The sequence below is a fragment of the Winogradskyella sp. MH6 genome (genome assembly GCF_022810765.1).
GTDB lineage: Bacteria > Bacteroidota > Bacteroidia > Flavobacteriales > Flavobacteriaceae > Winogradskyella.
In genome coordinates this window covers 1,384,727-1,399,197 of record NZ_CP094494.1, presented here as the reverse complement: position 1 = coordinate 1,399,197, position 14,471 = coordinate 1,384,727, and the positions used below count along the sequence as shown (strand labels likewise).

General features: G+C 35.6%; 9 protein-coding genes. 7 read left to right on the top strand and 2 right to left on the bottom strand.

The window, feature by feature from the left end; all coding sequences use genetic code 11:
- The 4 genes from MST30_RS06235 to MST30_RS06220 all read left to right on the top strand — a co-directional run bounded on the left by MST30_RS06235 (position 1) and on the right by MST30_RS06220 (position 3,332).
- Entirely contained in the window at positions 1 to 327 is a 327-nt protein-coding gene (locus tag MST30_RS06235; protein ID WP_243473520.1) for a DUF59 domain-containing protein, read from the top strand.
- 11 nt (positions 328 to 338) lie between these two features.
- A complete protein-coding gene (locus MST30_RS06230) occupies positions 339 to 1,778 on the top strand; it encodes a hydroxymethylglutaryl-CoA synthase family protein (RefSeq protein WP_243473519.1) in 1,440 nt (479 codons plus the stop codon).
- A 3-nt stretch (positions 1,779 to 1,781) separates the two neighbouring features.
- A complete protein-coding gene (locus MST30_RS06225; protein WP_243473518.1) occupies positions 1,782 to 2,291 on the top strand; it encodes a DUF2480 family protein in 510 nt (169 codons plus the stop codon).
- Between the two features lie 129 nt (positions 2,292 to 2,420).
- Entirely contained in the window at positions 2,421 to 3,332 is a 912-nt protein-coding gene (locus MST30_RS06220; protein ID WP_243473517.1) for a DUF3078 domain-containing protein, read from the top strand.
- Positions 3,333 to 3,387: 55 nt separating this feature from the next.
- Here the strand turns inward: MST30_RS06220 and MST30_RS06215 are convergent, their stop codons facing one another.
- A complete protein-coding gene (locus MST30_RS06215) occupies positions 3,388 to 5,658 on the bottom strand; it encodes a penicillin-binding protein 1A (protein WP_243473516.1) in 2,271 nt (756 codons plus the stop codon).
- A gap of 12 nt (positions 5,659 to 5,670) precedes the next feature.
- Entirely contained in the window at positions 5,671 to 6,882 is a 1,212-nt protein-coding gene (gene hflX / locus MST30_RS06210; protein WP_243473515.1) for a GTPase HflX, read from the bottom strand.
- 73 nt (positions 6,883 to 6,955) lie between these two features.
- Between hflX and MST30_RS06205 the strand changes: the two genes are divergently transcribed.
- From MST30_RS06205 to MST30_RS06195, 3 genes are all read left to right on the top strand, one after another.
- Positions 6,956 to 7,903: an endonuclease/exonuclease/phosphatase family protein gene (locus tag MST30_RS06205; protein ID WP_243473514.1), complete on the top strand. Its 948-nt coding sequence runs from the start codon at positions 6,956 to 6,958 to the stop codon at positions 7,901 to 7,903.
- Between the two features lie 211 nt (positions 7,904 to 8,114).
- The gene (locus tag MST30_RS06200) at positions 8,115 to 13,532 is read left to right on the top strand and encodes an FIDD domain-containing protein (RefSeq protein ID WP_243473513.1); all 5,418 of its coding nucleotides are present in this window, start codon (positions 8,115 to 8,117) and stop codon (positions 13,530 to 13,532) included.
- A 27-nt stretch (positions 13,533 to 13,559) separates the two neighbouring features.
- Positions 13,560 to 14,471 (top strand): PorP/SprF family type IX secretion system membrane protein, encoded by a 912-nt coding sequence (locus tag MST30_RS06195; protein ID WP_243473512.1) that lies wholly within the window; start codon positions 13,560 to 13,562, stop codon positions 14,469 to 14,471.

The window sequence follows — 14,471 nt, the reverse complement described above, 5'->3', positions numbered from 1 at the left end:
ATGAGCGAATCAACTATAGATACTAACGTACTTGGAGATAAAATAGTACGTGTTTTAAAGACCATTTACGATCCCGAAATCCCTGTAGATATCTACGAATTAGGATTAATATACGATGTTTTTGTAAACGAAGACTACGAAGTAAAAATCTTAATGACCTTAACAACACCCAACTGCCCAGTAGCAGAAACCTTACCTCTCGAAGTTGAGGAAAAAGTAAAATCCATCAATGAGGTTAAAGATGCTGAAGTAGAAATTACTTTCGATCCGCCTTGGTCTCAAGACCTAATGAGTGAAGAGGCTAAGTTAGAATTAGGAATGCTATAACAAAAAACTTTATGAGCACTACAGGAATCGACGCAATAGCATTTTATGTTCCGCAACTATATGTTTCAATGGATAATCTTGCAGAGGCGAGAGGAATTCCTGCGGAAAAATTAAAAAATGGGTTAGGTCTACAAAAAATGGCAGTTCCAAATGTTGGAGAAGACGCAGCTACTTTTGCTGCAAACGCGCTACTAAACCTAATTACTCAAAACAACATAAACCCAAACGAAATTGGTCGTGTGTATTTAGGCACAGAAAGCGCTGTTGATGGCTCCAAACCCACAGCAACCTATGCTGTAGAAATTGTAGAAAATGAACTTGCAAAAACGTACGGAGGACGAAGCTTTAAACACTGCGATGCGTTAGATATGACTTTTGCCTGTGTGGGAGCTGTAGATGCATTGCACAATAGTATAGATTGGGTAAAACAAGATGTTAATAGAAAAGCCGTTGTTATAGCTTCAGACCTTTCTAAGTACGATATCAATTCTACTGGAGAATACACTCAAGGAGCAGGAGCTGTTGCTGTTTTGATAAGTCATAATCCATCTATATTAGAAATTAATAATGTTTGGGGAGTAGCCTCTAAGAGCGAAGGAGATTTCTTTAAACCAAGGCGAACCTATAAAAAAGCAGAGCTTTTAAAAGCAGTCTTCAAAGAACTTAATTTAGACACTTCTGATGAAAAAATAAATGAATTTATGGCTTCTTCAGACTCTGAATTTTGGTCAGACGGCAGTGATATTGTTGAAGTTTTTAAGGAAGAACCTGTATTTGATGGTCAGTTTTCTAATGCATGTTATAATGACAGAATTACTGAAGCTCTTAATCACTTTAGAGAGCAAAAGTCAATAAATTTCAACAACGAATGGCATAAAATGGTATTTCATTTACCTTATGCTTTTCATGGAAGACGTATAATTTTTGACAATTGGCTTAACTGGATTAAAACATCTGAAATCTATAACGAACTAGAAAATGAGATAGGTCGTTTAGAGGATTCAGACAAAAAAGAATGGTCTAAAAAAGCCTACAAATCCCAGTTATACAGCAATTTTGTAAACACAAAGATTGCTCAGGGAGAAATAGCCTCTTCAGAAATTGGCAACATGTACACTGCTTCAATTTTTATGTCGCTTTTAAGTTTATTGTCTGATAGTTACAATAATAACTTAGACCTATCAGGAAAAACTATTGGTTTCATAGCTTATGGTAGTGGTTCTAAATCCAAGGTTTTTGAAGGTGTTGTGCAAGAAAGTTGGAAGTCTAAAGTAGCATCTATTAAACTATTTGAAACCTTAGATGAAAGATCTTCTATCGATGTAAACACCTACGAGAATATTCACCGTTCTAAAATAGAAACTCCAATACACAACGGAAGTAAAATATCGTTAGATTTTATTGAACGTGAAGAGACCAATTACGGACTACGTCGCTACAGCGTAAAATAGCTTATGGCAGAAGAAATTATAAATAGAGTTGCTAACAGCAAACTAAAAGTCATTGACCTAGAAGATTTCTATCCTAAAGGAAAACGAATTCTATTTGATATTAAGGATTGGCTGCTTGAAGGTTTGGTTCTTAGAGAGAAAGAATTTAGAGCACACGTAGCAGAATACGATTGGTCGCAATACAAAGATTGCTATGTTGCATTGCATTGCTCTACCGATGCCATTGTTCCAGATTGGGCTTATATGCTTATTTCTTTAGAGCTCGAAGAATTTTCAAAAATGACTGTTATTGGCTCTTTAGATCTTTTGGAATCTATAGTATACACTACTATAATTTCAGAATTAGACCTAAGCATCTATCAAGATATGCCTGTTATTATAAAAGGGTGTTCCAACAAACCTGTCCCAGCAAACGCATTGGTTTTATTGTCTCAAAAATTAAAACCAATTGCCAAATCTATTATGTTTGGTGAGGCATGTTCTGCTGTGCCTTTATTCAAAAGAAAAAAATAAATGTGACTTAATGTTTTTTTTTGATGTCTAATCAATATTGATTAGATGAATCAACAAATACCTAAAACACTAATAAACACGTATATTTGTAAATTATTTACATCTTAATTTATTAAAATTTAATTCATTATGAACAGAAAATTACTTTTATCGGCATTCTTAATGTTTGCCATAACTTTCGGATTCTCTCAAACAAAAGAGGAATTAGAAGCTCAGAAAGCAGAGAAACAAGCTGAGGCAGATAAGTTTCAGGCTGAGGCTAATGCCATACAAGCACAAATCGATGCGCTACCAGGTTGGAGAGTAGGGGCTTTTGGTACAATTGGTGGAAGTTTATCTAACTTTAACAATTGGTACGCACAAGGAACACCTAATAATGTTTCAGGTAACATTGGGATAACGGTTAATGCATTTGCGAATAAAATTGAAGATAAATATTTTTGGAGAAATGCTTTAACAACTAATCTTAACTGGGTAAAATTAGACGATAAGGATAATGGTACAGATGCTGACAAAGATTTCAATCCAACAACAGATGTTTTCAACCTTTCTTCTCTTTATGGACAGAGATTAAATCAAAAATGGGCCATTTCTGGTTTAGCTGAGTATAGAACAACATTATTAGACAATTTTAATGACCCAGGATATTTAGATCTTGGTTTTGGTGCTACATGGACTCCTATAGAAAACTTAGTTGTGGTTATACATCCTGCCAACTACAATTTCGTATTCTCTAGTGGAGATACCGTATTTGATTCATCATTTGGAGCAAAAATTGTGGCAGACTACACCAGACAAATTGGTGCTATAAATTTCAAAACTAACTTCTCTACATTCCAAAGTTATAAAGATGGTGATCTTTCTAACTGGACATGGACAAACTCATTTGGTTATACCTTATGGAAAATGATTGGTGTTGGTTTTGATTTTGCTTTAAGAAGCAACAAGCAAGAAGCTGCAAATGCACAAGGTGTTGCTTTAGGTGATGCCGACAATAAATTACAGTCTTATTACACAATTGGTTTAAGCTACAAGTTCTAAAAACTTTTTAGCTATAAAGAAATAAAAAAGCCTGTCTATTGACAGGCTTTTCTTTTTAATCAAACTTTTTCTTTTTATTCTTCCTTTTAAACAATCGCTTAATAAAACCATCACGTTTGGTTGGCTCACAATCCAAATCTTTTATCACGTCTTCAGATGGACTTTCAAACTTGGCGTTTGTTATAGACTTGTAGTCTGAATCTTTATTGAGTTTTTGATAAAACTTCGCAAAAACTGGCAATGCAGAATTTGCACCTTGCCCAATTCCTGTTGATTTAAAACCTATACTATGGTTATCGTTACCTACCCAAGTAATGGTGACTAATTTTGGAGTTAAAGCTACAAACCAACCGTCTTTATTATTTTGTGTTGTACCTGTTTTTCCGGCAATGTCGTTTCGTAATCCGTAGGTGTTTCGCAATCTTGTCGCTGTACCAGAATTTACTGTAGATTTCATCATTTGAAGCATTACTTGCCTAGTATAATCATTGTAAGCTTGCTCTTCAGCAACTTCTGCTTCAAAATTAGCAATGATGTTTCCATTTTTATCTTCAATTTTTGTGATTAAAAATGGTTTTACTGGTTTACTATTATTGACATAACTCGCATAAGCACCTGTGAGTTCTTTCAAATTTATTTCTGAAACACCTAATGCCAAAGATGGTTTGTTAGGCAACTCGTGCGTGATGCCTAATTTTTCGACTTGTTTTATGGTTTTTGGTATACCAACTTCTTCCAACACTTTAACAGCAATGGTATTTACAGAATTACTCAAGGCATTTTCTAAAGTGTAATTAATGTGAGGGTCTTCTTCATCGCTACCAGCATTACTTGGTGTCCAATCGTCATAATTGGTATAGGTCACTTCACTAAGTGCAAAATAAGTACAAGGGTCTAAACCGTTTTCAATTGCTGCTGTATAAACAAAAGGTTTAAAGGTTGAACCAACTTGTCGCTCACTTTGAGAAACGTGGTCGTACTTAAAAAAACGATAATCAATACCACCAATATAAGTTCTAACCGCACCAGTTTTTGGGTCTATGGATAGCATTCCTGTATTTAAAAACTTAAGATAATGCTTCAAACTATCTACTACAGAAATGTTTTTGATGTTATCTCCTTTCCAACCGAATAATTCAACGTTTCGTTTTACATTTAATGAATCTTTAATCTGCGCATCAGACAAACCTGCTTCTTTATACTTTTTGACTATTGCCAATTTTTGAATGGCTGCTTTTAAAACTTTAGAGTTATCATTCCAAGGTGCGTACTTTCCGTAAGAAGCTTCAAAATCACTTTGCAGTTTTGTTAGGTGCGATTTCATTGCATCTTCAGCATATTGCTGCATTTGGTAATCTAACGTTGTATGCACAACCAGGCCATCTTTGTACAAATCGTAGGTTTCTCCATCTGGTGTTTTTAGCGTATCTAATATTTTTGAAAGCTCTTGTTTAACAGCTTCTCTGAAATAAGGTGCTACACCTAAATCGTGATTGTAAGATTTGTAATTGAGTTCTAACGTTTCATTACTATAAAACTCTAAAGAATCTTTTGCCAAGTAGCCATAATTAACCATTTGGTTGAGCACTACATTTCGTCTATCTTCACTACGCTGTTGATGTACTCGTGGATTGTAGTAGGTGTTAGCTTTTAAGGTTCCGACCAAAGTGGCTGCTTCATTTAGCGATAAGTCTTTTACAGATTTGTCGAAAAACTTTAAAGAAGCACTTTCTATACCATATGTATTATCTGGAAACGGAACCGTGTTCAGGTAAAGTGTTAGAATTTCTTCCTTAGAGTAAATGTCTTCAATACGCTTGGCTACAATAGATTCCTTAAATTTATTGATGAGCATACTAAATAGTGCATAATTTTTTCTGCCATATAAATTCTTTGCGAGTTGAAGCGTAATGGTACTTCCTCCACCAGCACTTTTATCTCTGAGTATTAAATTCTTTACAAACACACGCATTAGACTAATATTATCCACACCATCGTGCTCGTAAAAACGGCTGTCCTCAGTTGCAACTAAAGCATCTATTAAATACTTCGGAAAATCTTTGAATTCTACAGGTTGCCTATCATAGATGTAATACTTGCCAATTAACTTACCGTTGTGGTCTAAAAGTTGGGTGGCCTGCTCTTGTTTTATAGAATTCAGCTCTTCAGTGGTTGGTAGTTTTCCAAAGAACCCTAAATATATACTGACATAAAGACCAACCAAAAACAGTAAAATGGCACCTGTACAAACAGAAAGCCATTTCACCCACTTGTTTTTAAAAATTTTTTTTATCCGAATTTTGAATTGGTTGGTGTTTGTCGTCATCTTGAAGATAATTTACTCTATATCTTCAACGTCTGGATATAGGAAATGATTGTATGGAAAACGAGTGACGTGAATTTCTCGCACTTCTTGATAGACACGTTTTCTAAATTCATCCATATTTTCTTTGTTCAATGCCGAAATAAAAAGGGCATTATCTCCAACTCTAGACATCCAGGTTTTTTTCCATTCTTCAATGGTAAAGTTTGCTTTGGTGCGTTCTTCAACTAAATCGTCTTCATCAAAAGGTTCTGGCTCGTATGCATCAATCTTATTAAAAACCATTATTGTCGGTTTGTCTTTGCTTTCAATTTCGTCTAAAATCTGATTTACCGATTCTATATGTTCTTCAAAATTTGAATGCGAAATGTCCACCACATGCAACAACAAATCTGCTTCTCTAACTTCATCTAAAGTACTTTTAAACGATTCTACCAATTGCGTCGGTAACTTTCTGATGAAACCTACCGTATCACTTACCAAAAATGGCAAGTTACCAATCACCACTTTTCTAACGGTTGTGTCTAAGGTTGCAAAGAGCTTGTTTTCGGCAAAGACTTCACTCTTGCTAATCACATTCATCAACGTTGACTTACCAACATTGGTATAACCTACAAGAGCCACACGCACCATTTTACCTCTGTTACCTCGCTGAACAGCCATCTGCTTATCGATGGTTTTTATCTTAGCCTTTAGCAACGCAATTTTGTCGCGTACAATACGTCTATCGGTTTCAATCTCTGTTTCACCAGGACCACGCATACCAATACCACCTTTTTGTCGCTCAAGGTGTGTCCACATCCCTTTTAATCGCGGTAGTAGGTATTCACATTGTGCCAATTCTACCTGAGTTCTGGCATAACTGGTTTGTGCACGTTGGGCAAATATATCTAGGATAAGGTTGGTTCTATCTAAAATTTTACAATTCAGTATTTTACTAATGTTGCGTTCTTGCGCTGGTGAAAGCTCATCATCAAATATTACAGTGCCAACTTCATTGTCTTTTACAAAGTTCATCACTTCTTCCATTTTACCGGTTCCTATAAATGTTTTAGGATTTGGTATTGTCATTTTTTGTGTAAAACGTTTTACAACGTCTCCACCAGCTGTATAGGTTAAAAACTCTAGCTCATCTAAATATTCTTTAGACTTTTCTTCATCTTGTTCTTGAGTTATTATCCCAACAAGTGCAACGCGCTCTAATTCTATGTCTTTTTTCTCTAGCATAAATAAAATAAAGTGCAAAGTTACGGAAATGGTTTTTCCTTAGTATATTTTTAAAAAGCTATATTTTTATGGCATGATTGAAAATTCTGAAACCTATACAATAGCTTTTTATAATATCGAAAATTTATTCGATATAGAAAACGACCCTTTAACCAATGACGATGATTTTTTACCAACGTCTGCAAAACGATGGACTTACAAACGCTATGAGAACAAATTACGAAAGTTAGGTTCGGTCATTTCTCAAATTGGTGAAGAAGACGATAAGTCGCCTGTTATTGTAGGTTTAGCTGAAGTTGAAAACAATAAGGTGTTAACGGATTTAATAAATAGTGAACACTTAGAAGACTTAGGCTATAATTTTGTACACTTTGATTCTTTGGACGAAAGAGGTATTGACGTTGCTCTTATATATAAGGAGGCATTTTTTAAAGTCGAAAATTCAGAAACATTTTCAGTCTATCTTCAAAATGAAGAAGGACTACGAGACTACACAAGAGATGTTCTTTTGGTAGAGGGACAATTAGGAAATGAAAAGTTACATATTATAGTCAATCATTGGTCATCTCGTAGAGAAGGAGAAAAAGAAACCGAATACAAAAGACTTGCAGCAGCTAAAGTTGTAAACAGTGTTATCGCAAGGTTAAAAAACGAACAAAGTAATGCTAAAATTATTGTTATGGGAGACTTTAATGATAATCCTGATAACGATAGCTTAATGTTACTGGAGAAAGAAAGTAATTTATACAATCCTTTTAGCACAGTTCTATCTTATAATAAAGGGAGTCTAAACCATAATTTTCAATGGAACATGTTTGACCAAATATTGTTTACTGATAATTTCTTTGATCCAGATGGCTCAAATTTAAAATTTGTAAAAGCAGATGTTTTCAATTCTAAGTTTGTAACACAATATCATGGCAAATACAAAGGACAACCTTTTAGAACCTATGTCGGCAAAAAATATAAAGGAGGATATAGTGATCATTTTCCTGTATATGTACAATTCAAAACCCTATAAACCTTTTATCGATAAATAAAGTAGTTCATCTATTATAACATTGTTAACATTACGTTAATAGGCATTTTTTATATATTCGAATGGGCATAAAAAGAACGGCTAATCAACGTCCCTATATGCTTACCCAAGCCTCATAAAAATTAAAAAAAATAAATCCTTTATAATCAACGTATTATAAAGGGTTAAATAATTTCTAACAAACCGATTAATAATGAAAAAGATTACTCTATTTTTATTTCTGCTTTCATTTGTTACGATTACAAATGTTCAAGCACAAATAACTACTTTTCCATACACTGAAGACTTTGAGTCTGGTGATGGTGGTTGGGTTGCTGACAACACAACAAATGGTACTTGGGCCTTAGGTACACCAACTGGCGCTATTATTAATAGTGCTGCTTCGGGTACAAACGCTTGGGTAACCAATCTCTCAGGTAATTACAATTCAAGTGAAAGCTCTTGGGTTACAAGTCCTGTATTTGACTTTTCGTCACTTGCCGCACCTTCAATTGAATTAAGTATCTGGTATGATATTGAATTTAGTTGGGATGGAGCTGTACTTCAGTCTTCTATTGATGGAGGTACAACTTGGGTTAATGTTGGTGCTAACGGAGATCCAAACAACTGGTATACAGATGATACCATTGGCGGTAATCCTGGTGGTCAACAAGAAGGTTGGTCAGGTACTGGTGCTGCAGGCACAAATGCTTGGGTTACTGCAAGACATGCTCTTACAGGTTTAGGCGGCCAATCTAATGTAATCTTAAGAATTGCGTTTGGATCTGATACATCTGTTACAGATGAAGGTTTTGGTTTTGATGATATCAATATTTTTGAAGTTACATGCCCTGAACCATCTGATCTTGCTATTGTAAGTACATCTTCGGATGGTGCTACATTAACATGGACAGAAAATGGCACTGCAACTCTTTGGAATATTGAAGTTATACTTGATGGAGGAACTCAGACAGAAACTCCTACTGATGTTGCAACTTCAAATCCTTACACACTTACAGGATTAACACCTGCCTCTAATTATGTTTACTATCTGCAAGCAGATTGCGGTGGAGATGTTAGCTCTTGGGTAGGACCTTTTGCTTTTTCAACAGAATGTGTAACATTTACAGCACCTTATACTGAAGGATTTGAAAATGGTGGTACTATTCCTCTATGCTGGTCTATGGATGGTGGTGAAGACTGGCAGTTTACTGATACAGGTGCAGGTAACCACATTGGTAACAACGGAACCATTACAGGCACTACTGCTACAAATGGTTATTTTGCTTGGGTTGATTCTTCTGGAAATGATGGAATAAGCACCTTAACAAGTCCTCTTGTTGATGTATCTGCTCTAACCACTCCTGCTCTCTCGTTTTACTTATTAAGTGATAATGAAGGTAATGCTAACAGTAATTTAGATGTAGAAGTTTGGGATGGCGCTGCTTGGAATAGCATGGCAACATATAATACCAATACTGGCGGATGGACACTTATCGTTATTGATTTGAGTTCATTAACAATTACAGGAGATGTTCAAGCTCGATTTATATTCTCAGAAATAGAAACTGGAGATTTTTATGATGATATTGCTATCGACGATGTAACATTTGATGAAGCACCTTCTTGCTTTAACCCTACTGCATTAAATGCTGCAGCAATTACTGCTAATGGAGCTGAATTAAGCTGGTCTCAAGATGGTACAGTTGTAGATTGGAATATTGAGATTGTAACCACTGGTACTCCTCCAACAGGAACACCAACTGATAGTGGTGTGTCAAACCCTTATACTGTTGGTGGTTTAACCTCAGTAACAACTTATGATTATTATGTGCAAGCTAATTGTGGTGGTGATTTAAGTGGTTGGACAGGGCCTTTCACATTTACAACAACATGTGATGTTTACATACCTGATTACATTGAGCAATTTGGCACTATAATTCCAGATTGTTGGGACGAGGCAGATAGTGGTGATGCTACTACAGGGCCTGGCGATTTTGGTGCTGGTGCTTGGGGAGCAGATGGTTTCCTTAATAATGGTTTTGACGGAGCATACAAAATTAACTTATGGGTTGCTTCAAAAAGTGATTGGATTCTATCTCCTCAGTTTGATTTAACTGGTGGTCCTTTCCAAGTAGAATTTGATTTTGGAATCATGGAGTTTGGTAGTTCTACTAATGCAGGTACATTAGGATCTGACGATACTGTTCAGTTATTAATTACTAATGATAATGGTGTAACATGGACACCGCTTTTAACTTACGATAGTACTTCTGTTGTTTCTGCAACTGGTGAGCATCCTGTAGTTACACTTGAATCTTATGCTGGTCAAATTGTACAATTTGGAATCTTAGGTTCTGAAGGTACTGTTGATGACCCAGAAGATAATGATATTTTTGTAGATAACTTCCGCGTTAGAGGGATTCCTACATGTCCAGAACCAACAGATCTTACTTCTAATAACTTAAGTTTAACTTCTACAGAAGTAGGTTGGACAGAGACAGGTACTTCAACGACTTGGAATATAGAATATGGTCCTGCAGGTTTTGCTCCTGGAACAGGTACTTTAGTTACTGGTGTTACTGATAATCCATTTGAATTATCTGGTTTAACATCAGATACAGATTACGATTTTTATGTACAAGCAGAATGTGACCCTACGAACTTAAGTTCATTTGCTGGTCCTGCTTCTTTTTATACTGGATACTGCCAGTCTGAGCCAACTAGTAATGATGGTCAAGGTGTGACAAATGTAACTATTGGTTTTACTGACTTCCCTAGTTTAGGTGATGTTACTTATGAAGACCAAACTTCACCAACTGTCAATGTATTCCAAGGTATTAATACAAATGTTGCTGTAACATTCGCAACTGGTTTTACTTATGATACAAATATCTGGATAGATTTTAATGACAATTTAGTATTTGAAGACACAGAGCTTGTTTTCACTGGAGAATCTACTAACGCAAACCCAACAACATTAGATGCTTCTTTTGTAATGCCATTAACGGCACCAATTGGTGTACATAGAATGCGTATTGGTACTGCTGATGGTGGTCAAGATCCACCAAATCCTTGTTATAATGGTGCTTGGGGTGTTACTTTAGACTTTACTGTAAACATTCAAGAATTGACATGTACATTACCTGAAGCTGGGTTTACAGTAAATACTGACTGTGCTACTGACCAATTCTATATTGATGTTGATGTAACTAGTATGGGTGATGCTTCATCTTTAGAAATTTCAAATGATTTTGATGCTTCTACTGTAACGGCGCCAACTACTGGCATGTATCAAGCAGGTCCTTTCCCTTTTGGAAATACAGTTAAGGTTTTTGTTGCTAATAACGATGATAACAACTGTACAATAAGCAGTGAATTTTTTGAAGTATTGGCTTGTCCTCCAAGTAATGATGAATGTATAAATGCAACAGTAGCTGTTGTAAATCCAGGAGAAAGCTGTGAGTCTGTAACTCCAGGAACTATTCTTGCTGCAACACCTTCTGGTGTACCAGGTGGCAGTTGTTTTGGTGATCCTGATGATGATGTATGGTTCCAATTTACAGCAATGGGTGATCAACAGATTATAGATATTCAGAATATAACTGGTGGTACTACCAATATAGACCATGCTTTATATGCTGGAGGTTGCGACAATCTTGTAGAGCTATATTGTTCTGATGATACATATAGTATAACTTCTGCTTTAGTTATTGGCGAAACATACTACGTAAGAGTTTTCTCTGCTGGTAGTTCTGCTGAAACAAGCACATTTGATTTATGTATCAGTACAATAGGTATACCTTCATACTGTTTAGATGCATTACCAATTTGTGCCGATCCTTCAATTCAATACGAAAGTATTGTTGGTGATCAAGTTGCACCTCCATATTTAGATTATGATTGTTTAGGATCACAACCAGATCCTCAGTGGAATACAATTAACTTTGATGAAGCGGGAGATTATGTATTTAGTTTAGACCAAACAAGTAATACAGGTACTCCTTTAGATATTGACTTTTTAGTTTGGGGACCTTTTGTAGATCAGCAAGGAGGTTGTGTAGATTTACTACCTGAAACAATTGCTGACTGTAGTTTCTCTGCTACTGCAAGTGAAACTATTACCCTTACAGGTGTACCTGCAAATTCAGTATATGTTATATTAATCACTAACTACTCTCAACAACCAGGTTTCTATACATTTACTCAAGATTCTGGTCCACCAGACGGAACTAACTGTGATGTAGTTTGTGATGTTACCTTAGCTGTAGAAGGTGGTGATGTTGACGATGATATCGAAGACCCTTTAACACCAGATGAAACTTTTGAATTCTGCGGATATAATAGTGTGGCTTTAACAGCTAGTACATTCTACAGTGTAGATGAATACAGATGGTACCAAGATGGGTTTATAGTACCTGATTCTAACCAACCTAACTTTACTGTAACTGAATCTGGAACGTACCAAGTTCAAGTATTAGGTGGAATTTGTGACCAAAGTGAAACATATTTCTCTGCCTTGATAGATGTAAAATTATATAATGAATCTCCAACTGTAGATCCTCAAAACATTACTGTTTGTGATGGACCTGGTTCTGATGGTGTTGAAGAATTTGATTTAGACGATTTAACAGCTTCATTAGGTTTAGGTGATGATTTTGTTGTAAGTTATTACACTAGCACTGATAATGCTAACCAAGCAATCGATGCAGTAGCGTCACCTTACACTACATCAGGAGAAACATTAATTATGAGAATTGAAGATGTTAATGCTTCAAATGATGGCTTCCTGGGATGTCGTCAATTATCTGAAGTAGAATTAGTTGTTAACCCTAGACCTACTGCTAATCAACCTGCTGATTTTGTAGTTTGTGATGATACAGATGGTGCTGTAGATGGTTCTACTCAATTTGATTTAACTTCAATTGATGATGAAGTAAGTACAAGCACAGATGTTACAATAACGTATCACTCATCTCAAGATGATGCAGACAATAATGCTGCTGCATTAGCTAGTCCATATACTAGTAGCGGTGAAACGGTATATGTAAGAGTTGAGGATAATAATACTGGATGTTATGAAACGACTTCTTTTAATTTAGAAGTTAACTTAATTCCATTAGCAACTTTTGACTCTCAATTTGAATACGAAGTTTGTCCTAATGCAACAGTACCTGTTACTATAGGTATTGTACCAGATAACTTTACAGCCGCTGATGTTTCGGTAACTTGGTTATTAGATGGTGCTGTGATAGCGGGAGCTAGTGGATTAACTCTAGATACTGTTTTAGTTTCTGGAGAATACTCAGCAGAAATGATGTTTAATGCTTCTGGTTGTACAAATACAGTAACCACTACTGTAGTAGAGTTAGAGTCTTGTATTTTCCCTGAAGGTATTTCGCCTAATAATGATGACTTAAACGATAGTTTCGACTTAAGTAGCTTCAATGTTGTAAAACTTGAAATCTTTAATAGAAATGGAACTCTAGTATATTCTAAAAACAACTATGTCGACGAGTGGGAAGGTCAAACTAATGACGGCGAAGAACTGCCTGTAGGAACATATTTCTATACTGTTATCTACGAAGGTGGTGCGAAGCAAAAGAGCGCATGGGTATATATAAACAGATAATCAACAACTGAATCAACTTAATTTATAATGAAAAAACTCACGATAATAGCGGTTTTGCTTCTTGCATTTCAAATGTATGGGCAACAAGATCCACAGTATACGCAGTACATGTATAATATGAATATAATGAATCCAGCTTATGCTGGTTCTAGAGAGAATCTTTCTTTTGGATTATTATACAGAAACCAATGGACTAAAATAGATGGCGGTCCTGAAACAGGAACATTCTTTGGACACTCACCTATTGGTAGTAATCTAGGTTTAGGTGTATCTCTCATTGCAGACCAAATCGGACCTGTAAAAGAGACTAATGCCTATGTTGATTTATCCTATACCTTAAAATTAGGTGGTGAACACCGTTTAGCATTTGGTGTTAAAGCAGGTGCTACATTTCACGATATAAATCTTACTACAAGTAATGTAGATGTTATTGACCAAGGAGATCCATTCTTTGGTATGCAAATCAACGAAACTACACCAAACATTGGTGCTGGATTCTTTTACTATACTAATAAATATTACTTGTCAGTATCAGTTCCAAATATGTTGTCATCAGTACATTTAGATTCTAATGGAAATAAAATTGGTTCTGAAACGCAACACTATTTCTTAACAGGTGGTTATGTTTTTGACTTGTCACCTAATACAGAATTAAAACCTTCATTTATGGTTAAATCGGCATTTGATGCACCAACGTCTTTTGATGTAAACCTTAATGCAAGATTCTTCAAAAAATTTGAAATAGGTGCTTCATATCGATTAGACGATTCGTTTTCTGGGTTAGTTAATTTTGCATTATCACCTTCCTTTAGAGTGGGTTACGCTTATGATGCTGTCTCTTCAGATATTAAGGCTTATGCTCCTGCTTCTCACGAAGTTATGTTGCTGTTTGACCTTAATTTCCCAAAACGTGTTTCTCGTTCACCAAGATACTTTTAA